Below are 24,961 nucleotides of genomic sequence, written 5' to 3'. Positions count from 1 at the left end.
ACGGGTCACCTACGTATGGCGCCGGGGAAAGTACTCAGATCCGCACAAGGTGACTACGTACGTTCACGCTCGCGCGCGAATGTTGCGGGATTCGCTCGTTAGTTTCGGTGTGAAGGCACATCATCAGTGCGATTTGCGTCGGATTCCCCGATCTTGATGCGGCACGCGATGCCTTCCTTGCCCCGGCGCCCCCTCCCCCCAATCTTGGAGCGCCGGGGCCTCTCACTTGTTGCATCGCTACATGAAGGAACCGGATGGAACCGACAGTGCCAGGGTTCGATCCAGCTCCCATAGCGGGTCCCTCCCACCGGGCTATCCGGCGCACCCGGGCTGGGTATAAGCTCTCTGCAATCGGCGAGGAGTCGTGAGAAAGCGGGCGCCGATGCTAGTTGGACGAAGAGAAACCCTGGCTCGAGCGGTCGACCTCGTTCAGGCAGGTATCAGTGTGGATGTCGTCGGCGGGCGCGGGAGCGGCCGTACCGCTTTCCTCGGCGCACTCAAGAAAAAGCTCATTGACAGCGATTGGACGGTCGTCACCGTTCAGGGAATCGCGTCTTTGCGACAGCATCCCCTGGCGGCACTGCACCTCGCGGGTATCGGCGGAGGGGCTCGGCCGAGTGGCACCCTCCACGAGACTGCCGCAGCCCTGCATACCAAGCTCAATCAGGCGAAGTCGGTGCTGTTTCTTGACGATTGGGACGACCTCGACGAATCATCGTGGGGCGTAGCCGAGTCGCTTCGCCGCCGGGACGGCGTTGCGATCGTGCTCTCGAGGCTTCAGGGGCTTCGCGCACGACACACCCCCACCGGCCTTGATGCATCCACCCTCGAACCCTCCTACGTCATAGACATGACCCCACTGGGGTTTGAAGATATGGAGCGTGCGCTCGCCGAGTACCTCGATGCGCCCGTCGAGTCGAGCACCATGAGTCGCATCTATGCCAAGTCGGGCGGCAATATCGGGCTCGCAGTGAACCTGGTCGATGCCACTTCCCGTGAGGGGCAACTCGTACTTCGGAGCGGCGAGTGGGTTGCCGCTCGAGACATGTGGAGCCCTGGGCTGCGCGCGGTGCTCGAGGGCTACCTGGAAAATCTCGATTCAGAAGCTCGGGATGCGCTTGAGATCATCGCGATTGCGGGTCTCGCCACGCTCGAGACAGTTCGTAAGCTCGTGGACTGGGGAACCCTGGAACTTCTCGAAGAACGCTCGATGATTTCATTTATTGAGAGCGGAAAGTCGCAACTCATTGCGGTGATTCCGCCGCTACTCGTTGAGTTCTTTCGTCATGAACCGTTGAATGCGCGTCGGGTACGACTCACCGAGCTCATCGTGAATCGGCTCGGGACCGCCGAATCGGCTGCCGCGATTCTCTCCGAGCGGCTGTACCAGCCGGAACTCACTCCTGAACGCGAAGCACTGTTTGTGCGGCTGCTGCACGAACGGGCACGCGCCCTCCGAATCGTCACGGCATCTGAGTGGGAGTCGTCGCCCACGCCGTCGAATGCCATTCGCTATGTCGAGGCATTGAGTCACACCCTTACGCCCACGGTCGTAGCGACCGTGCAGCGCGTGTTCGCGAAGACTGATCTCGGTTCCGAAGACCTCGCAGAGCAGGCTGGCTTCCATGCCTTGAAGGCCAAGTGGATGGCCTACGTCGAGCACAGCGTCGAGGCGGCTCACAACTACCTCGCTGAATCCAAGCGACCCCTAGGCGTGTACGCCAGGATCTTAGACGCCACCTCGGTAGAGATCAGCGTGAGTTTGGAAGGCTGCCCGGACGACTTCGCGACAACCCTCGAGGTATCTGACGAACTTCCGCTTCCCGTGAAGACCACCCTGCTGCAGACCCAGCTTTTGGTACTCACGAGTGCGGGAAGACTGCGGGACGCGCAGCGCGTGCTGGGAGTTCTGGAGGGGCTCGGTCCACTCACGACCATGTCTCGGGTCTTGCAGGCGATCAACCTGCTTGGCACCGGGCGCTGCGACAAGGCGCTCGAGTTGCTTTCGCGCGGCCTCGACGAGTCTCACGGCTACCTGGACATTGAGGGCGTGCGAACCTTCGGTGCCGCGGCGCTGCTGTGCCACGTGTACTCGGGCGACATGGACGGACTCGATGAGCTCGTCGAGACGATCTTCTCTGCGGGTGACCCCACTCCGTTTCCCGCCGGAAACCAGCTCGCACTGTTGTCGACCGGCGCGCTCGCGGCGTTCCGTCAGGGTCAGATGTCGACGGGCGAGCGCCTGATCGCGGAGATCGACCGACTCCACACGCCAGACGGCGCCCTGCCGGGGCAGACGAGGGCCTGGGCGACAGCCCAGTACGCGGTTTTCAACGGCCTCCCCGAGCAGGGCGCGCAGATCTTCTGGGATGCGGCGGTGTCCCTGTGGGGCCGGGGGGCCCGGTTCTCAGCGCTGTCGTGCTTTCTCTCGGCACTGGAGATCGCACCCTCGAAGGATCGACTGGAACAGGTTCAGCAGCGGCTCGACAATGCCGACGTGCCGGTCATCTTCCAGGCCCAGGCCGACTACTACTCCGCCGCCTACGCCGAAGACATGGAGCAGACGATGCGCGCCGCTGACAAGCTCCATTCGCTGGGCAGGATCGGGCTCTCGATGCGTGCGTACCAGACCGTAATCTCCCTGGGTGAACGCCAATCGGCGTCCGCTCTCGCTGAAAGGGCCGAATCACGACTGGCGGAGATTCGGCACCAGCACGCCTCACGACGAATCGATGTCTCACGCTTCTCCATCAACGCGGTCACGCTGACTGACAGAGAACGCGAGGTTGCGGAGCTCGCAGCTGAGGGGCTCTCGAATCAAGAGATCGCTAACCAGCTCGTACTGAGCGTCAGAACGGTCGAAACCCACCTGCACCGCGTCATGCGAAAACTCGACGTCAGCAGCCGACGCGAAATCAGTGCGGCGCTCAGCGATGTCTACTGAGGGGTAACGCTCGGCGACCATCTGCTCGAGCGCTCTCGCGACCTCAACGGACGCGCCCACGAGGTACGATTTGTCTTGCACACGGGCGAGCGTGCGTGTACACCTTCGACGGCGTCCCGGGCATCCCTGGGCACAGAACGAGGAGAGTTGCAGTGTCAAGATCACAATCACGACGGACATGGTCAGCGCTGGCGGCCTGCGCCGCGATTACCGGTTCCGTGTTGTTGACCGGATGTGGATTGGTGCCGAGCTTCTTAGCGGACGATAGTTCTTCGAACGCGCCGGCCGCACCCAGCACTGCAGATAACAGGGAAGACCCAGCAGCGCAGCAGCAGTTCTTCGACAACGTGATACTCGCGGTCCCGATGGTCGCAAGCCTTGACCCCACGTCGTCTTGGACCACGATAGAACTCGCCGCGTGGGATGAAGCTGACACAACGACGCGAGAAACTGTGGTGGAGATGGGACTCGATGCCTGCACGCGGGCAGATGACGCAGCCAGCGCATCAGAGCTGAAAGACCCCGCGATGACGTGGCTCGCTGCGCGGTTCTTGTGCGAGGAGCACCGCGAGGCTGCAGACGAGTTCCTCTCGAACGACAAGAAGATTTCACCCACCCACACGATGGCCGACCTGTTTGAGCTAGCGGTCGTGAAAGATGACGCGACGGCCGCGGATCTTCTCCTCGCCAACAACGTCTGCATCGCTGCGCTCGCACTCGCGTGGGAAGTCCATGAGGGCTTCACTCCAGATGCAACCTGCTGGCTCATCCGCGTGCAGTCGGTCGAAGAAACCGGCGGCGATGCGGAATACATTTCGCTGTTCACGAATGCGGACGACGCCGAACAAGCTGCCGTGGATGCTCGCTTCGGAGAACTCGCGAAAGCTTCGGGAGCCACACCCAACGAACTCTCCGAGTTGCTCGAGGGTATGGAGTAGCCACCGGCTGAAGGCTTAGTCCGGCAGAGCAATTCCTTCGTGCCGGAGTCGTTCGATGTAGCGAAGATCATCGTTGGCACGAGGGCCGTGCGGGTCAGCGATCAGGGTCGCGTCTCCCCAGTCGGAGCGGGCGAGTTCCTGGAGAGACACTCGAAGCGAAGAGCGACCCGCGTCGACCGCACGCCAATCGTGTGTGCGCAGAGCTTCCGCGGTGACTACCGCCTGAAGGTTCGGGTTGCGGCGGATGAACCGAGACGGGTAGCCGCGGATCGTAATATTGCCGGTCGCTTCGGTGAGGTCGAGCATCCATCCCGGATCGTCCATCCGCTCGCGGTGCCACTGTGCGTAACGGGCACTGGTCGCATGATCGAGGGCGTCCAGGGTGGGGTTGAGGATGAGTCCGTGCACGCGTCCTGTGAGGGTGACGCGGTGGAGCTCGCAACCGAAGAAAAACCCTGAACTCCCGGGGCAGCGCAACCCGTCGACGGTGACGTCCTCGAGGACGGCGCCGTTGAGGGAGCTGTTTTGCAGCTCGAGGTCGGTGAGGTGCACGCGAGTGATCCGGGGACGCTCGTGTCTGTCGGCAGCGCGGCCAGCGACGCAATTCTCCAGAGTGACCCGACGGGCCGTGACGTCGGCTATCTCTTCACCCGGCTCGAGCCGAAGATCACGATAGACCGTGCGCGGCGGGTTTCGGCGGGCGCGCGCGTCCAGTATTTTCGCGGCGGATTCATTCGCCGCAGACACCAGATCATCCAGTGTCATCCCATTTGAGTCGGCGATGCTCGAGATCACTGCCGGGATGACGGTGAGAGTACGCGCCTGCCCAATGTCTGTCCCCGCGGCGAGAGCGCCGTCAGCTACCCAGTGCGCACTGTGTAGTCCGCTGGGGAAGTCGACGGAGACCGTCTCCGAGTAACCGTCTGACGTCAGCACGAGGAGGCGTTGAGGGGCAGACTCTCGCGTCTCCGTGGCAATGATCGCGAACGCCTCCCGCGAGGCCAGTACGCGTGCAGCGCCCGCACGGGTTGCGCCGGTCGACAGCAGCGCCGAAGCCAAAGGACCTCGCCGGCGGCGCCTCGCGACGGTCAGCGCGTCCAGAGACACGAGCGTCTCCATAGCGGCGTTGGCGCTCCCCACGGCCACGACATCGCCGTCTTCGCCGTCTTCGCGGTCTTCGCGGTCTACGCGGCGGAGATACGTGTTGTACCTCCCGATCTTCGACGTCAGTTGGCGAGTAATCGTGTGTGTTGCCAGGTCGATTTCGGTCAGCGCATGGTCGGTGAGTAGCAGAGCCCGGTCGTCCGCAAACGCGAGCGCGTCTCGGAGCGTTCCGCGCAATCCCGCCATCACCCGCCACTGCCCGGTGCGCAGGTCGAGGATTCCGAGCCGGTAGCTCGCGCGGCCCTCCACCCAGGAGGTGAGCAGCACTCTCCCGCCAAGAACGACAGTTGCCGTGGCGAAATGATGCGGAGCATCTTCGGGGACCGGAACTCGAAGATCCCGAGGTGTCACAGACGCGTCCATTCGCTGAGATTCCACGGAAACCAGGCTACCGAGATAGGACGGGCAGACCGCGAGTGCACGCCACCGATAATCTGAAAGCCGAAGAGACGTGTCGAGGCTTCGGCGCCAGTAGAGAACGGACGAGGGCGTTATGAGTAGCAAGACGATGGTGCTGCACAGCAGACATCGGGAGCAGTTCGACGTGCCAGGCAGAGACCTCATCTTCTACGATCAGCCCTACGACGCAGAGCATCTTTCCCGTGTCGCCGATGTGCACCTGTGGTCTCCGCTCGACGGGCCCATCGACCGGCTTCCCGAAGTCGTTACCGCAATGACTGAGTTGAAGGCCCTCAGCATCGGACCGGGACGTGTACTCCCCACTATCGTCACCCAATTGCGGCAGGGCGACCTGCCCGAGAGCTTAGAAAGGCTCTCCGTGCACGTGGGGGAACGAACTCTGGTGTGGCCGGATGTGGTGGTGCCAAATCTGAAAACCCTCTACGTTGACGACCCCTTCCGGTTCAAGAACGAGCACTTCCCCAAGCTTCGGGAGCTGTCGTTCTCCCCGCAGAAGTCCCTAAAGAACGTCCGTCAGGCGCTCGAACTTCCGTTGGAAGAGCTGAACCTATTGCGGGGCCCCTTTGATGAGGACGTGTTCGCACTCCTCGAACCAGCCGACCTCCGCCGGCTCGGGCTGCTGAACTCACGCGCGCTCACATCGATCACCGGGATCAGCGCGCTGCCTCAGCTGGAGGCCCTGCGATTGAAGAACCTCACGTCCCTGGGCGACATCTCAGAGCTGGCGGCGCTTCAGCGACTCGAGATCCTGAACATCCAATACTGCGCGAAGATCGCCGGCATCGCTGCCATCAACGATCTTCCGCTGCTCCGCAGGCTCACCATGGTTGGATGCAAGCACGTCGGCTTGGAAGCAATCGAGACGAAGATGTCGACGCTGGAGTGGGCGAACACTGGCGCGACCACGTGACCAGCTGCGCACACGTTTTCTGACGGCGGGCGGGCACCCCTCGTTCCTGAGTCCCTCGTCATGATCTTGATGATGGACGCAGCCAGGGCACGTCCACTTACACTGAAAGACGGTGATATCGGCGACCAGCAGGGAGACAGCATGCGAAGCTTCACCAGACGCTCCGGGATGGTCGCGTTGGCTATCGCGTTGACGGTGAGCACAGCGGGATGCGCGGCGCTGATCCCGTCTGCCGGCGACGACACCGCATCCGCTCCGGCTCACACATCGCCTGCGGAGCAGAGCCTTGACGACGCATGCGAGACGGTGAACTCCGAATGGGGATTCGCTCTTGATCCTTGGGTGGAACTCGAAGCCGATACGCAGAGCAAGGATTTCGCGCAGAAGCGCACGGAACATCAGGCTGTGATTGCCTCCTTGCAAAACATCGCGGACCGTGTCGAAGCTCCCGAGCTGCGAACGGCTCTCGACGCGTCGATCAGTGCGCATCAGCAGTACGCTGACACCATTTGGCCCGGCATGGGCGACGTTCCGGAAGGGTACGTCGTCAATCTTGAGGATCCCGCGAATCTCCTGGTCATTCTGGGGGAGCAGAAAACCGCTTTTGAGCAGCAGATGTCTGATGCAGACGTGCAGCGTTACGATCTATGCGGTGTGATGCAGAGCGGCCAAACCGCAGCACAGGCGTGCGAAATCGCCAACGGCGACTGGGTCGACGCGGGAGTGGTGTTTAGCGACGCCTCCAGCATCGCGGCGAGCGGTGACGTGGCTGCCGCTCAACACCAAGCGGGCGACGGGCTTGTGCAGCTGAAAGCGGCGCTCGCGCAGGTGACTGATCCCGAGGCGTATGCGGATTTGGCACGCATGTACGACGCGTACGAGACGTACTACGACGACACGGTCACAACTCTGCTCACGGAGGAGGAAGCGAAGCGGCTTCCCCCGGAAGAGCTCGATGCCTACATCGCAGATGCCGATGCAGCGTTCACCGTTTGGGACGAGACCCTGACCGCTGGCGAGGAGCGCCTATCGGCCTACTGCAGCGGTCAGGGGTAGCTACCCGCCAGAAACTACGCTTCCAGCACCGCCTCCGACCGCTCCAGCTTCCCGCAAGTCGGCGCCCAAAACGCACTCGAGACATCGGGGCGCCGACCGTCCTCGTTAGAACGAGGTAATGACCACGCGGTTAATCTTGGGATCGCTCAGAGATGCGTATCCCTCTGGGATCTCATCGAGTGAGATCTCTTTCGAAACCAGTTCATCGAGCTTGTAACGGCCCTGCAGATAGAGTTCCGCGATCATTGGGATGTCGCGTTTTGGGTTCGTCGAACCCATGTACACACCCTCAATGCGCTTGCGTCCGCCGAGGAGCTCGAAGGAGGACACTTCGATACTGTTGGCGGGATCGAGCACACCAATGAGATATAGGCCCCCGCCCTGGGCCAGCATGTCGAACCCGGAACGGGTGACACCGCGAGCACCAACGAAGTCAAAGACAAAGTCGGCGCCAAGGCCGCCGGTGGCGTCTTTGACGGCTTGGACGGCATCGACCTCGCGAGAGTTCACGGTGTCGGTCGCTCCGAATTGACGCGCGTTGGCGAGCTTGTCGTCGGCAACATCGATTGCGATGATCTTGCTTGCGCCGGCAATGACGGCACCGCTAATCGCATTGGTCCCCACGCCACCGGTGCCGATGATGGCCACAGTTTGCCCCGGCTGCACGTTGGCAGTGTTCATGACCGCCCCGGCGCCCGTGACAACGCCACAACCGAGAAGAGCGGCCTGCGGGAATGGCATCGCGTCGGGCACCTTCGCGAGCTGGTTCTCATGGATGAGGGCGTATTCTGCGAACCCACCGAGGCCCATGCCCTGGTTGAGCGGCTGCCCTTCACTGTCGGTGATGCGGTGGTCACGGACCGTGGCCTCGGGGTGGAGGCAAAGGTTGACATTACCGGTAAGGCACTGGAGGCAGGCTCCGCAGTACTGAACCAGGCATCCCACGACGTGGTCGCCCACGACGATGTCTCCAACCCCGTCTCCGATGGCCGTAACGATGCCGGCAACCTCATGGCCGAACACTACTGGGACATCGAATCCCAGGTTCGTGGACTGGGCGAGCTCGTCGCTGTGGCACAGGCCAGACGCCTTGACCTGGATGAGGACTTCACGACCCACCGGGTCGGCGAGGGTCACCTCTTCCGTGTGGAACCCTCCGCCAAATTTACGGACTACTGCTGCCTTCATTGGTGCTCCTTCGCACGTTGATGTTGATGTAATCACACGCGATCGCCGCAGACCGAAGGATCAGCAACCAGCAACGTTGCGCGCACGTAAGAGGCTACTCCCGTTCATAGACAGTTGGCTATAAAGTCTTTCAGGGCATGATTGAGTCATGACGGATTCGAAGCAAGCAACGCGCCGACAAGAGCGAGCCGTCACGATGGACCCCCGCGCCGCCGCCACGAGACGGAAGATCGTCGAGGCACTCGAGGAGCTGCTCGAGCAAGGCACGTTCCCCACTGTCGCGGGTCTCTGCGATCAGGCGGGCATCGGTCGAAGCACGTTCTACGTTCACTTCTCCGCCGTAGACGACGTATTCGTCTTCGTCATGGACGGGATCATCGACGAGATCAGCAGACGAGACCTTCAACGCCGGAGGGGCTCGTCCAGCCCCCGCTCTACATTGACCGTACAAGCACTCACGGAGCTTTTGGAGGCGTTGGAGCGCAACCGCGACTTCCTTTTGAGTCGACCATCGACCTCGGCCGAAGAACGGCTGCACGAACACTTGAGCGCACAGGTTGCGGGTAACCTCGATAACGTCATCCGCGAAGAACAGCCTGATTTGCCATCGAGCACGCTCAGGACGATCAGCGACTACATCGCCGGAGGCATCCTGCACGCGATGTTGGGGTGGCTGGCACAACCAGCGGGGCGTGACAAGCGGGAGTTTACTTCCGCCATCCTGCCGCTACTCCCGTCTTGGTTAGCTGGGGATCTCGTTCTCGATTCGAGGCCGCATACTCCAGACAGTGTCCACACTGGCGCGCCGCCACGGGCATAGGCGCAGTACCCAACGCCGTGCGTACTGCGCAATTCAGCCGCGAATGATGCACACCCATCGACCCGGTGGACGGCACACCGAGCAGCAATTGAACACTCGGTGCAACTCCACGTTGGCGGACAATCTAGGCTTCGCGTTGATTCGAAAGGATTCGGCGCTCGCCAGCATCACGCCGTCGAGGGACCTAGGCAGTCTGCGATGTGCTCGGCTCCTCGATAGCCTTCTCCAACCGCTCCAGCTTCCCGTCGAGCTCGCCCGTGAAACCCGGGCGGATGTCGGCCTTCATCACGAGAGAGACGCGGGAGCCGAACGGCAGCACCGCCTCGGTGGCTCGCTTGACGACGTCGAAAACCTCGTGCCACTCGCCCTCGATCTCGGTGAACATCGACGAGGTGCGGTGCGGCAGGCCCGAGGCGCGCACGACCTTCACCGCCTCGGCGACGGCGTCTGAGACTGAGGCGTTGCCGGTGCCCGACGGGGCGACGGAGAATGCGAGGATCATGTTCGTGAGCCTTTCAGTAGTGGGGCTTGCGACGGGCCGCGAGGCGGAGCGTGAGCCGGCTCGAGGACCGAACCAGCTCGGGGCTGAGCCAGTTCAGGCCGAGCTAGCTCAGCGCTCAGGCCTCGACCGGCACCTCGATGGGGTTGGTGTTGGTCTTGGCCGGGCGGCGCCCGAACCAGAGCGAGATGATCGCGCCGACGACGATCGCCGCGACGGGCAGCAGCAGCGACTGGCCCATTGCCGTCGAGAAGCCCTCGCGAGCAACCTCTGGCAGCTGGCCGCTCATACCGGCCTCGCCAGCACCCGCTCCCCCGGCTGCGCCGCCGAGCTCGGCGGTGATGCGCGCCTGCATCAGGGCGGCGATCGCCGCAGAACCAAGCACGGCGCCGACCTGGCGGGACGTGTTGTAGACGCCGGACCCGGCGCCAGCGAGGTGCGGCGGCAGGCTGAACGTCGTGATCGACGCGAGCGGGCCCCACATGCAGGCATTCGCGACGCCCAGCACCGCGCTCGGCACGAGCAGCACCCAGAGCGGCATGTCTGGTGTGAGGAGGAAGTAGTAGAGCAGCATGCCGACGGCGACCAGCGTGAGGCCGAACGTCGCGATGCGACGCGGGTCGGTGCGGTCGATGAGCAGGCCGACCGGTCGCGCAAGGCCCGCCGAGAGCAGCGCCATCGGCACGAGCATCAGCGCCGACTGCGTCGGCGTCATGCCGCGCACGAGCTGGAAGTAGAACATCAGCGGCAGGCCCATGCTCGTGACGGCGAGGCCGACAGTCGTGATCGTGCCGGTGCCGACCGAGAAGTTGCGGTCGCGGAACACCTCAAGTGGCAGCAACGGTTCACCGCGCTGCACGCGCTGCCAGAAGACGAACAGCACCAGCACGAGCGCGCCAACGATGATGAGGCTCCACACCGAGATCGGACCCCAGATCTGGCCCCAGTCGTAGCTCTCGCCCTCTTGAATGCCGAAGACGACCATGAACATGCCGGCCGCGCTGAGCAGCACGCCGATCCAGTCGAAGCGGTGCGCGTGCGTCTCAAGCTTCGGCACGAAGCGCAGCGCGAGAATGAAGCCGACCACGCCAACGGGCACGTTGATGAAGAAGATCCACTCCCAGCCAAAGCCGTCGAGCAGCACGCCGCCGAGAATCGGGCCGACGAGGGTCGCGACGCCAGCCGTGACGCCCCACACGGCCATCGCCGAGCCGCGGTTGCGGGGCGGGAAAATGCGCGTAATGACCGCCATCGTCTGCGGCGTCATGAGCGCGGCGCCGAGCCCCTGGAAGACGCGGGCGATAATCAGCGCCTCAATCGTGCCCGACAGGCCGCAGGCCAGCGACGAGAGCGTGAAGACGGTCAGACCGATGAGGTAGATACGGCGCGGCCCGAACCGGTCGCCGAGACGGCCCGTAATGAGCAGCGGCACGGCGTACGCGAGCAGATACGCGCTCGTCGCCCACAGCGTCGCGACCATCGTGGTGCCGAGCCCCTCCATGATGGACGGGTTCGCAACCGACACGATGGTGGTGTCGACGAGGATCATGAAGAAGCCGAGCACCAGCGACCACAGGGCGGGCCAGGGGCGAATCTCGGGCTTCGGGGCAGCGGGGGTATTGGTACTCACTCGAGAAGACTACTCCGCGCCTCGGACATTGCTAGCGGGAGTTGGTTCCGAGGGCGGCTGACCCGAAACTTTCGGGCAAAATCTGCTCGATGGTGCAGAATCCGCTCGGCGTTTTGAGCAGCATGCCGGGGGCCGCAGCCTCCGAGAGCAACTGTCGGCAGCGCCCGCACGGCGTCACTGGTTGCCCGTTCCCGACGCAGACGAACGCGATGAGGCGACCGCCGCCACCGAGATGCAATTGGCCGATCATCGCGCACTCGGCGCAGAGTGTCACCCCGTAGCTCGCGTTTTCGACGTTGCAGCCGACGATCACGCGGCCATCGTCGACGAGGGCCGCACAGCCGACCGCATACTTCGAATAGGGAGCGTACGCGTGCTCGGCTGCGGCGAGGGCGGCCGCCTGCAACGCATTCCAATCGATGTCGAGGGCCATGGCTTCATCGTAATCGTAACCACGAAGAGCGGCCCGGGGCGTGAGCCCCGGGCCGCTGATCCCGAATCGATTTTGGATCTTGCCCGATCGACTGCCGAGCTATCCCTTGAGCGCTTCGCTCAGCTTCACGCGCACTCCCGTGCGCAGAATGGAGTTGCTGTAGATGCGCGAGCCGATCGTAATCACGATTGCAATCGAGACGATGAGGATTCCGAGCGAGGCGAACGGCTCCCACCACTCGGCGGTTCCGAGATATAGCCGCATCGGCATACCCACCGGGGCCGAGAACGGCAGGTAGCTCATCACCGCGAGCACCGTGGGATTGTCGTAGAACACGATGACACCGACGTAGGGCAGCATCACCAGCATCATGACGGGGCTCGTGACCGACCCGATGTCCTCCTGCCGCGACACGAGCGCGGCGAGCGCGGCGTACAAGCCTGCGAGCAACACGAACCCGAACGCGAACAGGATGCCGAACCAGATCAGCGCCGTTCCCAGCTCGCCGAGCAACAGATCTTGTCCGGTCGCGAGCATGCCCACCGACGACAGGGCAGCGATAGCCACGACCTGAGCCAGCGCCAGAATGCTATTGCCGAGGATCTTGCCCGCGAGCATCGTGCGCGCCGACACGGTCGCGAGCAGAATCTCAACGATGCGGGTCTGCTTCTCTTCGACTACGCTCTGCGCGATGGTCGTACCGAAGGTGATGGCGCTCATCATGAAGACGACGCCGAACGCGATCGCGATGATATATGCCAGGAACGGATTATCCGTCATCGGTTCGAGCAGCTCGACCGTTGGGGCTGCCGAGAGCGCCTGCAGCAACCCGGTCGGCGCGCTGTCGTTCGCGAGCACGGTCAGGTCAACAGCGGTGTCGCCGCCGGGTACCACCGCGGCTTCGACGTCGCCATCACGCACTGCCTGCTCGGCGGCTGCGCGATCCGGCGCCTCGGTTACTTCGAAGCCGTTGCCGTCAAGTGGCTGCACCAGCTCGGTCGCGGCTCCGACGGCGACGACCTTCGTATCGCTCTGGAAGCCACCCTTGCTCGCCATGAAGCCGCTGAAGACGACCGAGCCCAGCACGAGCAGCAGGAGCACGCCGGTCGAAATCAAAAACGCCTTGCTGCGCAACTTCGTTGTGATCTCGCGCTCGGCGACGAGCCACGCGCCCTGCGCGCCGGTGATCGGACGCGACGTGGATCGCGGGGCGCCGGGCGTCTTCGGGGAGCTGGGCACCGTTGGAGTGGTGGGGGCGGTCATCGCACGACCTCCTTGAAGATCTGAGCCAGTGATGGGGTGATGGGGGCGAAGCGGCGCACCGAGACGCCCGCGGGCGCTTCCTGCACAGCGCGCGAGAGCACGGCCTGCGCGCTCACCGGGTCGGGCGCATCGAAGCGAGCAAAACCGCCGTCGAGGTGCGTGACCTCGACGCCCGGCTGCTCGCGCACCCAGCCGGCATCGGCTGCGGCGCCAGCGAGTTCGAGTTCGTAACTGTCGCCCGAGTGCTCGGCGCGCAGATTTTCGCGCGAACCCGAGGCGAGGATCTTGCCACCGCCGATCACCACGACGTCGTCGCAGAGCCGCTCCACAATGTCGAGCTGGTGTGAGGAGAAGAGCACCGGGGCGCCCTGCGCGGCGTAATCGCGCAGCACCCCGAGCACGACCTCGACGGCCATCGGGTCGAGCCCTGAGAACGGCTCGTCGAGCACCAGGGCCGACGGCTCGTGCACCAGCGCTGCCGCGATCTGGGCGCGCTGCTGGTTACCCAGCGACAGGCTTTCGAGAGTGTCGCTGCCGCGCTCGCCGAGGCCGAGGCGTTCGATGAGAGCTGCGGCCGACTTCTTGGCCGCGGCGGCGCTCATGCCGTGGAGCCGCCCGAGGTAGACGAGCTGTTCGAGCACCTGCATTTTGGGGTAGAGCCCGCGCTCTTCTGGCATATATCCGAAGCGCGCGCGGTCGGCGGCGGTGAGCGGTGAGCCGTCCAAGCTCACGGTGCCAGCGTCGGCCGAGAGCACACCGAGGATGATGCGCATGGTCGTGGTTTTGCCCGCGCCGTTGCCGCCGACGAAGCCGGTCATGCGCCCGCCCTCGACCGCGAAACTCACGTTGTCGAGCACGCGTCGGTCGCCGAAGCTGCGTGAGACGCCTGCGATGTCGATCATCTCGATCCCCTTCTGTCGTTGGGTACCAGCTTGACGTCTTGCGGGCGCCGGTCGCCTCCCCCGCAGGGATGAGCTGAGATGAACTGAGTTGAACTGGGCTGAGATGAGATGAACTGAGCTGAGCTGAGCTACTCCCCCGCTCGGCGGAAGCGCTCGTTGGGTCGCGCGCTCTACGCTGGGGTCATGCAAGAAGCAGCAGCGTGGAGTCGGCCCAGCCCCGACCGCACCGGCTACCGGGCCGACCTCGGTCTCGCCCTGCTGTTCGCACTGGCCTCAGTCACCACGGCACTGCTGTATTCGAGGACCGGCGTGTACCCGGAGCCCGCGCCGCTCTGGGTGTGCATTCTCGGGCTGGGGCTCGCGACACTGCCACTCGCGCTGCGCCGGAAATATCCTGTTCCGGTGGCGCTCGCGGTCGCAATCGGATTCGTCATTTGTGGCCAGTTCGGCGTGCCAGAAGTCCTCATCATCAACATGACCCTGTTTTGCGCGCTCTACACCGTTGGCGCGTGGGAGCGACGGCGGGCGCTCGCCGTGTGGGCGCGCATTGGTATCGGGGTTGGCATGATCTCGTGGCTCGTGGTCACGCTGATTATCGCCTCCTCGGAAGAGGACGCATTCCCCGGCTTCTCACGGTCGGGCATCTTCTCGGCGTTCGCGACGTACGCCGTGATCCAGATCATCACGAACCTGCTCTACTTCGCGGGCGCCTACTTCTTCGGCGAACGGTCGTGGCGCGCTGCCCGCTCGCAGGCGCAGCTCGAAGCCCAGGGGCGCGAACTCGAACTCGAACGGCAGACCAGCGCAGCTCAGGCCGTCGCACTCGACCGGCTCGCGATCGCGCGGGAGCTGCACGACGTCGTGGCGCACCACGTGTCGGTCATGGGCATCCAGGCGGGCGCGGCCCGGCGCAGTATTGAACGGGACCCGGAGCGGGCAGCGGCCGCCCTTCAAGTCGTCGAGGAGAGCGCAGCGACCGCGGTCGACGAACTACGCGCGCTCGTCGGCACGCTGCGCGATCCCGCGAAAGATGCGTCGGCGCCGTCGACCATCGGCGTCGCGAACCTGTCCACGCTCGTTATCGAGTCGCAGAGTTCTGGCACCCCGGCGACCCTGATCGTGGCCGGCACGCCGCGGCCCGTGCCAATGCTGATCGATGTCGCCCTGTATCGCGTGGTGCAGGAGGCCTTGACGAACGTGCGCAAGCACGCCGGCCGAGGCGCCGCAGCCGAGGTGCGGCTGCGATTCGGCCCCGACGCCGTCGAGGTGGAGATCACCGATGACGGAGTGCGGCAGGGGCTGGCGCCCCGAGTTGCCGGCTCGGGGCTCGGGCTGCGCGGCATGCGCGAGCGGATCGGCGCCGTGGGAGGCACGGTCAGCGCCGGCCGCCGCGAGCGGGGCGGATTCATGGTGCGCGCGAGCGTGCCGAGCGCATCCGGCGCTTCGACCTCGAGCGCATCCGGCAGCGCCAACATCGGCCCGCTGCCCGCACTCGCGCACGCCGCGCTGACCCCACACCCCGAGAGGCTCGCATGATTCGCGTACTACTGGTCGATGATCAGGCGCTCGTGCGCTCCGGCTTTCGCATCATTCTGGAGTCGGAGCCCGACATCGAGGTCGTCGGCGAGGCCGAGAACGGCGAGCTCGCGGTCGCCCTCGCCGCGGAACTGCGGCCCGACGTGATCTGCATGGACGTCGAGATGCCGGTGCTCAACGGCATCGATGCCTCGCGGCGCATCCTGGCCGCGAACGACGACGCGGCCGTGCTCGTGCTGACCACCTTCGGGCACGAGCAGTACCTGTTCGATGCGCTGGCCGCCGGTGTGAGCGGATTCTTGCTCAAGACCTCGCGGGCCGAACAGCTGATCGACGCAGTGCACTCACTCGCGGCGGGCAATGCGCTGCTCGGGCCAGACGTGACCCGCGCGGTGATCGAGCGGGTGGCGGCGGATCGCGACAGGGAACGCAGGAGCACACGCGATCCCGCGCCTGTAGGTGAGCAGGGGTCAGCGTCAGCACCGGTGTCAGCATCAGCACCGGCCCCCGAAGCGACGACGGTGCCCAGCGCGGCGCCCGGCACCGTCCCGCGTTCGTCCCCCGACTCAGCCGCCGCATACGCCGCGATGACGGCGGCCGGGTTGACGGAGCGTGAGCGCGAGGTGCTCGGTCTGGTCGCCGAGGGCCGCTCGAATGGCGAGATCGCGGCGGCGCTGTTTCTCGGCGAGGCGACCATCAAGACACACGTCTCGAACCTGCTGCAGAAACTCGGCGTACGCGATCGCATTCAAGCCGTCGTGTGGGCGCACACCCGTTCGTAGGTTTGCACGCTCGGGCTTCGTTGAGGCCGAGCCGATAGGCTCCCGATCATGACGAAACCCACGGGAATTGGCCGCGCGTACGCCTGGATCGCTTTTGTGGAGGCGTTCACGTGGGCTGGTCTGCTCGTCGGGATGTTCCTCAAGTACGTCACCGAGACGACGCCCATGGTGGTGACCATTTTCGGATCGCTGCACGGCGCAGCGTTCATCGCCTACGGCATCATCACCATCGCGGCGGCGATCAAGCTGCGCTGGTCGTGGTTCGTCGCGCTGCTCGCGCTGGCGGCGTCGATCCCGCCGCTGTTCACGATCCCGATGGAGATCTGGCTGCGCCGCACGGGCCGCCTCGCCCGCCCGACGCCGGCGGCGGCGACTCCCAACCCGTCGCTCGCCACCGCCCGCGGCTAGCCGCCAACTCCCCCACCGCGACCGCCCCACCACCCTCCCTCCCACCCACCCACCCGCCCGCGCACACCGGAGCGGGGTAACTTTTGGCGCGTGTTGCGGGCGCGACACCCCTCACAACTTGCCCCGCTCGCCAGACGAGGGTGGGAGGTGGGAGGTGAGGTGGGGTGGGGTGGTGGGCGCGCTAGCGCGCGACCGTTGAGGCGCGCACCACTAGCTCGGGCGTGAACTCGATTTGTTCGCGCACCGCGTCGGGGCCGGCCTGGGCCTCCTTCAGCAGCAGGCCGACGGCGGTTTCGCCGATCTCGACCGCTGGCTGACGCACCGACGTGATCGGTACGACGGCCGCGCTCGCGAAGTCGATGTCGTCATAACCGATCAGCGCCACGTCTTCTGGCACCCGCAGCGAACCCGTCATCACGAAGGCTTGCAGCACGCCCATCGCGAGCAGGTCGTTCGCCGCGAAGACCGCGTCGGGCCTGCGGTCGGCGGGAAGCTCGAGAATCTCCTCGGCGATCCGGCGCCCCTCGAGCACGCTCAGCGCCCGAGTCTCGCGCACCTCGAGCGTCGCGCCCGCAACCTCCGCGACGACCGAACGCGCTCCGGTGAGTCGGTCAGAGACCTGCTTAATGCCCACCGGCCCGCCGACGAATGCGATGCGCCGCCGCCCGAGTTCGAGCAGGTGTCGGGCCGCGATGCGCCCACCCTCGACGTCGTCGACCGACACCGACGAGAACGATCGGTCGCTTGAGCCGCGGTCGACGAGCACGACGGGGGTGCCGCCCTGGCGCAGCTTCCAGAGCTGCGTGAGGTCGGTGTCGATGGGCGAGATGAGCACCCCGGCGACGCGGTGCTCCTCGAACATCTCAAGAATGCTGCGCTCGCGCTGACTCGAGTCGTCACTGCCACCGAGCAACACGGTGTAGCCGTCATCGATCGCGCGTCGCTGCGCGCCGTGCGCGAGATCCATGAAGAAGGGGTTGCGGGTGTCGAGCACGACGAGCCCGAAGCTGCTGCTGCGGCCCGCGCGCAGTTGCCGCGCCGCGTCGTTGCGCACGAAGCCGAGCTGTTCGATCGCCTGCGTCACTCGCTCGACCGTGGTGGCGGCCACGATTTCGGGGCGGTTGAGCACGTTCGACACCGTGCCGACGGAGACGCCAGCGGCACGCGCAACGTCACGGATACTCGCTGCCATAGCGTCGTCCTTTCAGTGTGAATGCCTCATCGCGCTCCCCCGGGTGAAGAGTCTACCGATGGTACCGCGAATTGAAACGCTTCAATAACGACTTGGAAACCGGCGCGTGATCGACTTGACACATGAAAGCTCTCCCCCATAAGCTCACCCTAATTGCGATTGAAACGATTCATTACATCGTGACCGCACCAACCTGATATGCCCTTCCAATGGCAGGAAATTCGTGAGTTCAATGAAGAAACCACCCGCCGGCGAGCCGTTGCTCGAACTGCGCGGCGTCGCCAAGTCCTTCGGCCAGGTGATCGCGCTGCGCGACAGCACCCTCGCACTGTTTCCGGGTTCCATCCACGCGCTCGTCGGCGAGAACGGCGCCGGCAAGTCGACGCTCGTGAAGATCATCGCCGGTCTCTACCGACGCGATTCCGGCGATTTTAGGTACGACGGCGAGACGGTCGACTTCTCGACCACCGCTGAGTCGAAGGCCGCCGGTATCGCGGTCATCTACCAGGAGCCGACGCTCTTCCCCGATCTCTCGGTCACCGAGAACATCTTCATGGGCCGCCAGCCCCGCGGCCGCTTCGGCCGCATCGACCGGGGCGCGATGCGCACCGAGGTCGAGTCGCTGTTCGCCCGCCTCGGCGTCGCAATGGACCCGGATCGCACCGCCGACGGCCTCTCCATCGCCGACCAGCAGATGATCGAGATCGCTAAGGCCATCTCGCTCGACGCACGCGTGCTCGTCATGGACGAACCCACCGCGGCCCTCTCGGGTGTCGAGGTCGACCGACTGTTCCAGGTTGCCCGCGCACTCCGCGACGAAAATCGTGCGCTCGTCTTCATCTCGCACCGCTTCGACGAGGTCTTCGCGCTCTGCGACACGATCACGGTGATGCGTGACGGCAGCTACGTGTCGACCCGTGCGATCAGCGAAACCGACCCCGACAGCGTCGTCTCTGAGATGGTCGGCCGCGAGATCACCGACCTCTTCCCGAAGCTTGAAACCGAGGTGGGTGAACCCCTGCTCGTCGTCGATGGTCTCACGAGCCCGGGCATCTTCAACGACATCAGTTTCACCGTGCACGCGGGCGAGATCGTCGGCCTCGCTGGCCTCGTCGGCGCCGGTCGCAGCGAGGTGGCCCGCGCCGTGTTCGGCGTCGACAACTACCGCAGCGGCACGGTCTCCGTGGCTGGCAAGCAGGTCTCCAAGAACAAGCCGACGGCCGCGATGCGCGCCGGGCTTGCGCTCGTCCCCGAAGATCGCCGCAAGCAGGGCCTCGTGCTCGAGTCGAGCGTCGGCCGCAACACCACGTCGGTGATTCTCGACTCGCTCGCGAAATTCGACCTCATCACCACGGGCGCCGAGAACCGCGCGGCCCGCCCCTGGTCAGAGAAGCTTGAGGTGAAGACGAACGCACTCAGCACCATCGCCGGGACGCTCTCGGGCGGCAACCAGCAGAAGGTCGTGCTCGGCAAATGGCTGGCGACGGATCCGCGCGTGCTGATCATCGATGAGCCGACGCGCGGCATCGATGTCGGCACGAAGTCCGAAGTGCACCGGCTGCTCTCGACGCTCGCCAGCCAGGGCATGGGCGTACTCATGATATCGAGCGAGCTGCCCGAGGTGCTCGGCATGGCCGACCGGGTCGTCGTGATGCACGAGGGGCGCATCACCGCGACCATCGATCGCGAACTCGCGACCCAAGAGAACGTCATGCGCGCCGCCACCCACAGCTCGGGCGCCGACGGGACTGAGAACGCCTCGGACACCGCCAGCACCACCACCCCGGCAGCCAACCCCACTACTAACCCCGCCACCAACCCCGAGACGGAGCACGTCGCATGAGCGCCACCACCCTGACCGCTCCCCGCGTGGGCTTCGGCTCGATCGTCGGGCGGCTGACGCGCGCACGCGAGGCCAGCATTCTGCTCGCCGTGCTGCTGGTCGTCGCCGCCGCGACCATCAAGAATCCGAACTTCCTGTTCTCGGCCGACGGCTACCGTGACCTCTGGCTGACGCCGTCGCTGCTGCTGCTCGTCGCGGTCGGCCAGTCCGTGGTGCTGATCACGCGCAACGTCGACCTGTCGGTCGGCTCGATCCTGGGCCTGAGTGCGTATCTCACCGGCCGCCTGTTCATCGATATGCCCGGGCTTCCCGCGATCGTGGTGGTGCTCATTGCCATCGTGTTCGGCGGGCTGCTCGGCCTGATCAACGGCGCGCTCGTCGCCTTCGCGAAGGTGCCGGCGCTCGTGATCACGCTGGGCACGATGTACGCGTTCCGCGGCATCAATGTGCTGTGGACGGGTTCGGATCGCATTAACGCCTCGGATATGCCGAAGGGCTTTCTCTCGCTCGGCACCGCGCAGGTACTCACCATTCCGGTGCTGACGATCATCGCCGTCATCGTGTTGATCGCCGTCGCCTGGTGGATGAAGAACACGCGCGGCGGCCGCGAGAGCTACGCGATCGGGTCTGATCCCGACGCCGCGAAGCTTTACGGCCTGCCCGTGACGCGCCGCGTGCTCACCGCGTTCGTGCTCTCGGGTGCGCTTTCAGGCTTCGCCGGTGTGCTCTACGCGGCCCGGTACGGCACGATCAACTCGCAGGCAGGCTCCGGCTGGGAGCTCGACGCCATCGGCGCAGCGGTCATTGGTGGCGTCGCCATCTTCGGCGGGGTCGGATCGGTGTGGGGCGCGGCGATCGGCGCCGTGCTGCTCATGACCATCAACCGCGCACTCCCCGTGCTCGGCGTGCCCGACTTCTGGCAGCGCGCCGTCGTCGGCGTGCTCATCATCGGAGCCATCGTGCTCGACCGCGTGCTGTCCCTTCGACAACACCGAAAACTCATTGAAGAACGGGAGACGCAGCGATGACCGCCACGACCACCGTCAGCACGTCGACGACCACGCTGCGGCACATCGCAGACTACGATCGGCCGCTCTGGCAGCGCCTGCTGCTCTCCCGCGAGACCGCGATCATTGCACTCTTCGTGATCGTCGTGCTCGTCGCGAGCGTCGCGGTGCCAAACTTCGGCAGCAAGATCACGATGACCTACCTGCTGCTCGACATGTTCCCGATCCTGATCATTGCGTTGCCGATGACCGCGATCATCGTGACCGGAGAGATCGACCTCTCGGTCGCGAGCGTCGTCGGGCTGTCGAGCGTACTCACCGGCGTACTCACGCAGGCAGGTGTGCCGTTCGGGCTCACCATCGTGCTCGCCCTCGTCGCGGGAGTGATCGCGGGTGCCATTAACGGCTTCCTCATTACGGCGGTCGGGCTCCCCTCGCTCGCCGTGACCATCGGCACGCTCGCGCTCTATCGCGGCATCGCGGTCGGCATGCTCGGCACGACGGCGGTCACCGACTTCCCCGAGTTCTGGACAGACCTCGCCAAGGAGAAGCTCGGCTCGAGCGGCATTCCGGTCGTGATGATCCTGTTCGTCGTGCTCGCGGTCGCCTTCGCGATCCTGCTGCACTTTACAAAGCTCGGCCGCGGCATCTTCTCGATCGGGCTCTCGCCCGAGGCCGCCCGCTTCTCTGGCGTCGATGTGGCGCGCACGAAGATGCTGCTGTTCATGCTCAGCGGAGTGGTCTCGGCGCTCGCCGGCATCTACTACACGCTGCGCTACGGCAGCGCTCGCGGCGACAACGCGACCGGCATGGAGATGCAGGTCATCGCGGCCGTGCTGCTCGGCGGGGTCTCGATCTTCGGCGGCCGCGGCGCCCTGCACGGTGTGATTGCGGGCGTACTGCTGATCGGCGTGCTGGGGAGCGCACTGCGACTCGCGAACGTCACCTCAGACGTCATCAACATCATCACCGGCGTACTGCTGATCGGCGCCGTGATCTCGACGAGCGTCATTGCCGCCATCAAGAACCGGCGACGAACGGGCAAAAAACTGCAGATCGCCGGAGCCAGGGCCGCCACCACGGTCTAAATCGCCAAACTCCTGGCGGCACACCACCCGGCGACTCCCCACCACTTTTCACCGACCACCCATACCAGTACCCGCGGCGCGGGGCTACGAAAGGAAACACGAACAATGTGGTTCACACACAATAAGAGGAAGGCGGGCGCCGTGCTCGCCCTCGCCGCAAGCGCGGCACTGCTGCTCTCGAGCTGCTCCTCGGGCGGCGATGGTGGCGACGGTGGCGACTCAGGCTCGGGCGGCTCGGGCGCGAGCGTCACCTTCCTGCCGAAAAACCTGGGCAACCCCTACTTCGATACCTCGAGCAAGGGCGGCAAGGCTGCGGTCGAGGCCTTCGGTGGCACGTTCAACGAGGTCGGCCCGACCGAGGCAACCCCCGACGCGCAGGTGAGCTTCATCAACACCGCGACGCAGCAGGGCGTCAACGCACTCGCCATCTCGGCTAACGATCCGAAGGCGATCTGCGACGCAATCAACGAGGCTCGCGACAACGACGTGAAGGTCGTCACCTTCGACTCTGACACCAGCGCCGACTGCCGCGACCTGTTCGTGAACCAGGCCGACGCCACCGGCATCGCCAAGGTGCAGGTCGACATGATCACCGAGCAGATCGACGACAAGGGCCAGATCGCCGTACTCTCGGCCGCGGCCAACGCGACCAACCAGAACGCCTGGATCGACCTGATGAAGGATGAGCTGAAGGCGAACCACCCCGATGTCGAGCTCGTCGAGGTCGTCTACGGCGACGACGACGATCAGGCGTCGTTCGACAAGACCGCCGCGCTGCTGCAGACCTACCCGGAGCTCAAGGGCATCGTCTCGCCGACCACCGTCGGTATCGCAGCCGCCGCGCGCTACCTCTCAACCTCTGACGCGAAGGGCAAGGTCGCACTGACCGGCCTCGGCACGCCGAATCAGATGCGGGAGTACGTCGAAGACGGCACCGTCACCGAGTTCGCACTCTGGAACCCCGAGGACCTCGGCTACCTGACCGCCTACGCCGCCAACGCACTCGCCTCGGGCGAGATCGAGGGCAAGGAGGGTGACACCTTCGAAGCCGGCGACCTCGGCGAGTTCACTGTCGGCGCTGACGGCGTCGTGCTGCTGGGCGATCCGTTCCGCTTCAACGCGGACAACATCGGCGACTTCGACTTCTAAGTCGCAGGCGCGGCAGCAGATCGCTGCGGCGCGGGATCCTGCTCGGGCAGGATCAGGATCCCGCGCCGCCCTTCGGGGCACCGCACCCCATCGATCCCGCGCCGCTGCACTTCCCAGGTCACGTCGCCGCCCAGCCCAGCACAGCCCACTTACACGCCGGAGAATCCCATGCGAGTCTGCTTTCAGATGCAGGTCAAGCCCGATCGGCTGGTCGAGTACGCCGAGCACCACGCGGCCGTCTGGCCCGAGATGCTCGAGGCGATCGCGGACGCCGGTCGGCACAATTACTCACTCTTTTTGAGGCCTGACGGCCTGCTCATCGGCTACTACGAGACCGACGACGACGAGGCGGCCCAACGGGCACTCGCCGCCGACCCGCGCACCGCAGCGTGGGAAGCGAAGATGGCCGACTTTTTTGTCGCCTCTACGGGCCGCCCCGACCAGGAGGCCCCCCGACTTTCCGAGGTATTCAACCTCGAGCACCAGCTCGCGCGCCACCACGCGGGCACGAACCGCGCATAGCGCCGCACAGACAGAAAGCGCAGATCATGAGCACGCAGCTGACACCCGAAATCCTCAGCACCCTCGAGCAGCAGGCCGTTGAGGTCCCGTCGTGGGCGTACGGCAACTCGGGAACCCGCTTCAAGGTGTTCGGCACCCCCGGCACCCCGCGCGATCCGTTCGAGAAGATCGCGGACGCCGCCGAAGTGAACCGCCTCACCGGCCTCGCGCCGCGCGTCGCGCTGCACATCCCGTGGGATCTCGTCGACGACTTCTCGGTGCTGCGCCGCCACGCCGAAGACCTGGGCGTCGAGCTCGGCACCGTGAACTCGAACACGTTCCAGGACGACGACTACAAGTTCGGCGCGCTCACCCACGAGGACGCCGCGATTCGGCGCAAGGCCATCGACCACCACCTGAAGTGCATCGACGTGATGGATCAGACCGCGTCGCGTGACCTCAAGATCTGGCTCGCCGAGGGATCGAACTACCCGGGTCAGGCCGACATGCGGGGCCGTCAGGATCGCCTGCAGGAGTCCCTCCAAGAGATCTACGCGCGTCTCTCGGGCGACCAGCGGCTCGTGCTCGAGTACAAGTTCTTCGAACCGTCGTTCTACCACACCGACGTGCCCGACTGGGGCACCTCGTACGCGCAGGTCGCGTCGCTCGGCGAGCGCGCAATGGTCTGCCTCGACACGGGGCACCACGCACCCGGCACGAACATCGAGTTCATCGTGATGCAGCTGTTGCGCCTCGGGAAGCTCGGTTCGTTCGACTTCAACAGCCGCTTCTACGCCGACGACGATCTGATCGTGGGCGCGGCCGACCCATTCCAGCTGTTCCGCATTCTCGTGGAGGTCGTGCGCGGCGGCGGGCTCAACAACCCCGACGTCAGCTTCATGCTCGACCAGTGCCACAACGTCGAAGAGAAGATCCCCGGCCAGATTCGCTCCGTGCTCAACGTGCAAGAGATGACGGCGCGCGCGCTGCTGCTCGATCGTGACGCGCTCGGCGAGGCTCAGCGTTCGGGCGACGTGCTCGGCGCGAACGGCATCATGATGGACGCGTTCTACACCGACGTGCGCCCGGCGCTCGCTGAGTGGCGCGAGTCGCGCGGCCTGCCGGCCGATCCGATGGCCGCCTACGCGAAGTCCGACTACCAGGCGACGATCAACGCGGCCCGCGTCGGCGGCGCCCAGGCGAGCTGGGGCGCGTAGGGGCGCTGCTGCGCCCCCCTCCCCCTACCTCTCTCCCCCACCCCCTTCCTCCGTCCCCCCTCCCCATCTCC

The 24,961-nt window shown here is 65.1% G+C and carries 22 protein-coding genes; 14 read left to right on the top strand and 8 right to left on the bottom strand.

All coding sequences use genetic code 11. The features are described from left to right. Window positions 1–445: 445 nt before the first annotated feature. Window positions 446–2,944: a LuxR C-terminal-related transcriptional regulator gene (locus ACFWHR_RS02125; protein WP_382446618.1), complete on the top strand. Its 2,499-nt coding sequence runs from the start codon at window positions 446–448 to the stop codon at window positions 2,942–2,944. Window positions 2,945–3,186: 242 nt separating this feature from the next. Beyond that, window positions 3,187–3,882, top strand: coding sequence for a hypothetical protein (locus ACFWHR_RS02120; RefSeq protein WP_382446617.1), 696 nt, complete (start codon window positions 3,187–3,189; stop codon window positions 3,880–3,882). Window positions 3,883–3,897: 15 nt separating this feature from the next. On the opposite strand, the gene ACFWHR_RS02115 is transcribed toward ACFWHR_RS02120, so the two are convergent. Then, entirely contained in the window at window positions 3,898–5,424 is a 1,527-nt protein-coding gene (locus ACFWHR_RS02115; RefSeq protein WP_382446616.1) for a hypothetical protein, read from the bottom strand. Window positions 5,425–5,539: 115 nt separating this feature from the next. Between ACFWHR_RS02115 and ACFWHR_RS02110 the strand changes: the two genes are divergently transcribed. Both ACFWHR_RS02110 and ACFWHR_RS02105 read left to right on the top strand, forming a co-directional pair. Further along, window positions 5,540–6,376 (top strand): hypothetical protein, encoded by an 837-nt coding sequence (locus ACFWHR_RS02110; RefSeq protein WP_382446615.1) that lies wholly within the window; start codon window positions 5,540–5,542, stop codon window positions 6,374–6,376. 141 nt (window positions 6,377–6,517) lie between these two features. Then, entirely contained in the window at window positions 6,518–7,432 is a 915-nt protein-coding gene (locus ACFWHR_RS02105) for a hypothetical protein (RefSeq protein ID WP_382446614.1), read from the top strand. Window positions 7,433–7,537: 105 nt separating this feature from the next. Here the strand turns inward: ACFWHR_RS02105 and ACFWHR_RS02100 are convergent, their stop codons facing one another. After that, complete coding sequence (locus tag ACFWHR_RS02100) at window positions 7,538–8,620, bottom strand: zinc-binding dehydrogenase (protein WP_382446613.1); 1,083 nt, start codon at window positions 8,618–8,620, stop codon at window positions 7,538–7,540. 148 nt (window positions 8,621–8,768) lie between these two features. On the opposite strand from ACFWHR_RS02100, the gene ACFWHR_RS02095 reads away from it, so the two are divergent. Then, complete coding sequence (locus ACFWHR_RS02095) at window positions 8,769–9,440, top strand: TetR/AcrR family transcriptional regulator (protein ID WP_382446612.1); 672 nt, start codon at window positions 8,769–8,771, stop codon at window positions 9,438–9,440. Between the two features lie 184 nt (window positions 9,441–9,624). On the opposite strand, the gene ACFWHR_RS02090 is transcribed toward ACFWHR_RS02095, so the two are convergent. The 5 genes from ACFWHR_RS02090 to ACFWHR_RS02070 form a co-directional block, all read right to left on the bottom strand. After that, window positions 9,625–9,942: an MTH1187 family thiamine-binding protein gene (locus ACFWHR_RS02090; RefSeq protein WP_382446611.1), complete on the bottom strand. Its 318-nt coding sequence runs from the start codon at window positions 9,940–9,942 to the stop codon at window positions 9,625–9,627. Window positions 9,943–10,057: 115 nt separating this feature from the next. Next, a complete protein-coding gene (locus ACFWHR_RS02085) occupies window positions 10,058–11,569 on the bottom strand; it encodes a DHA2 family efflux MFS transporter permease subunit (protein WP_382446610.1) in 1,512 nt (503 codons plus the stop codon). A 31-nt stretch (window positions 11,570–11,600) separates the two neighbouring features. Continuing rightward, window positions 11,601–12,002 (bottom strand): cytidine deaminase, encoded by a 402-nt coding sequence (locus tag ACFWHR_RS02080; protein ID WP_382446609.1) that lies wholly within the window; start codon window positions 12,000–12,002, stop codon window positions 11,601–11,603. A 99-nt stretch (window positions 12,003–12,101) separates the two neighbouring features. Beyond that, window positions 12,102–13,265, bottom strand: coding sequence for an ABC transporter permease (locus tag ACFWHR_RS02075; RefSeq protein WP_382446608.1), 1,164 nt, complete (start codon window positions 13,263–13,265; stop codon window positions 12,102–12,104). Beyond that, on the bottom strand, window positions 13,262–14,167 hold the full coding sequence (locus ACFWHR_RS02070; protein ID WP_382446607.1) for an ABC transporter ATP-binding protein: 906 nt from the start codon (window positions 14,165–14,167) through the stop codon (window positions 13,262–13,264). The genes ACFWHR_RS02075 and ACFWHR_RS02070 overlap by 4 nt, the downstream gene beginning before the upstream one ends. 183 nt (window positions 14,168–14,350) lie before the next feature. On the opposite strand from ACFWHR_RS02070, the gene ACFWHR_RS02065 reads away from it, so the two are divergent. Genes ACFWHR_RS02065 through ACFWHR_RS02055 form a run of 3 tightly spaced genes read left to right on the top strand, consistent with a single transcriptional unit; the run spans window position 14,351 to window position 16,893 of the window. Next, on the top strand, window positions 14,351–15,703 hold the full coding sequence (locus ACFWHR_RS02065; protein WP_382446606.1) for a sensor histidine kinase: 1,353 nt from the start codon (window positions 14,351–14,353) through the stop codon (window positions 15,701–15,703). Beyond that, window positions 15,700–16,485: a response regulator gene (locus ACFWHR_RS02060; RefSeq protein ID WP_382446605.1), complete on the top strand. Its 786-nt coding sequence runs from the start codon at window positions 15,700–15,702 to the stop codon at window positions 16,483–16,485. Before ACFWHR_RS02065 ends, ACFWHR_RS02060 begins: the two co-directional genes overlap by 4 nt. A gap of 48 nt (window positions 16,486–16,533) precedes the next feature. Further along, the gene (locus ACFWHR_RS02055; RefSeq protein ID WP_382446604.1) at window positions 16,534–16,893 is read left to right on the top strand and encodes a DUF3817 domain-containing protein; all 360 of its coding nucleotides are present in this window, start codon (window positions 16,534–16,536) and stop codon (window positions 16,891–16,893) included. Window positions 16,894–17,074: 181 nt separating this feature from the next. On the opposite strand, the gene ACFWHR_RS02050 is transcribed toward ACFWHR_RS02055, so the two are convergent. Beyond that, complete coding sequence (locus ACFWHR_RS02050; protein ID WP_382446603.1) at window positions 17,075–18,085, bottom strand: LacI family DNA-binding transcriptional regulator; 1,011 nt, start codon at window positions 18,083–18,085, stop codon at window positions 17,075–17,077. Window positions 18,086–18,317: 232 nt separating this feature from the next. Between ACFWHR_RS02050 and ACFWHR_RS02045 the strand changes: the two genes are divergently transcribed. The 6 genes from ACFWHR_RS02045 to rhaI all read left to right on the top strand — a co-directional run bounded on the left by ACFWHR_RS02045 (window position 18,318) and on the right by rhaI (window position 24,890). After that, on the top strand, window positions 18,318–19,928 hold the full coding sequence (locus ACFWHR_RS02045; protein WP_382446602.1) for a sugar ABC transporter ATP-binding protein: 1,611 nt from the start codon (window positions 18,318–18,320) through the stop codon (window positions 19,926–19,928). Further along, the gene (locus tag ACFWHR_RS02040; protein ID WP_382446601.1) at window positions 19,925–20,956 is read left to right on the top strand and encodes an ABC transporter permease; all 1,032 of its coding nucleotides are present in this window, start codon (window positions 19,925–19,927) and stop codon (window positions 20,954–20,956) included. Before ACFWHR_RS02045 ends, ACFWHR_RS02040 begins: the two co-directional genes overlap by 4 nt. Then, window positions 20,953–22,023 (top strand): ABC transporter permease, encoded by a 1,071-nt coding sequence (locus ACFWHR_RS02035; RefSeq protein WP_382446600.1) that lies wholly within the window; start codon window positions 20,953–20,955, stop codon window positions 22,021–22,023. The genes ACFWHR_RS02040 and ACFWHR_RS02035 overlap by 4 nt, the downstream gene beginning before the upstream one ends. A gap of 105 nt (window positions 22,024–22,128) precedes the next feature. Further along, window positions 22,129–23,172 carry a rhamnose ABC transporter substrate-binding protein gene (gene rhaS / locus ACFWHR_RS02030; protein WP_382446599.1) on the top strand — a complete coding sequence of 348 codons (1,044 nt, stop codon included), beginning with the start codon at window positions 22,129–22,131 and terminating at the stop codon, window positions 23,170–23,172. Window positions 23,173–23,340: 168 nt separating this feature from the next. Continuing rightward, window positions 23,341–23,694, top strand: coding sequence for an L-rhamnose mutarotase (locus ACFWHR_RS02025; protein ID WP_382446598.1), 354 nt, complete (start codon window positions 23,341–23,343; stop codon window positions 23,692–23,694). 26 nt (window positions 23,695–23,720) lie between these two features. Beyond that, the gene (gene rhaI / locus ACFWHR_RS02020; protein ID WP_382446597.1) at window positions 23,721–24,890 is read left to right on the top strand and encodes an L-rhamnose isomerase; all 1,170 of its coding nucleotides are present in this window, start codon (window positions 23,721–23,723) and stop codon (window positions 24,888–24,890) included. Window positions 24,891–24,961 lie beyond the last annotated feature (71 nt).

Origin of the sequence: Leucobacter sp. NPDC058333 (genome assembly GCF_042726155.1) — a bacterium.
In the GTDB taxonomy this organism is placed as follows: domain Bacteria; phylum Actinomycetota; class Actinomycetes; order Actinomycetales; family Microbacteriaceae; genus Leucobacter.
The sequence above is the reverse complement of the archived record's forward strand: the minus strand, read 5'-3'. Positions and strand labels throughout refer to the sequence as shown.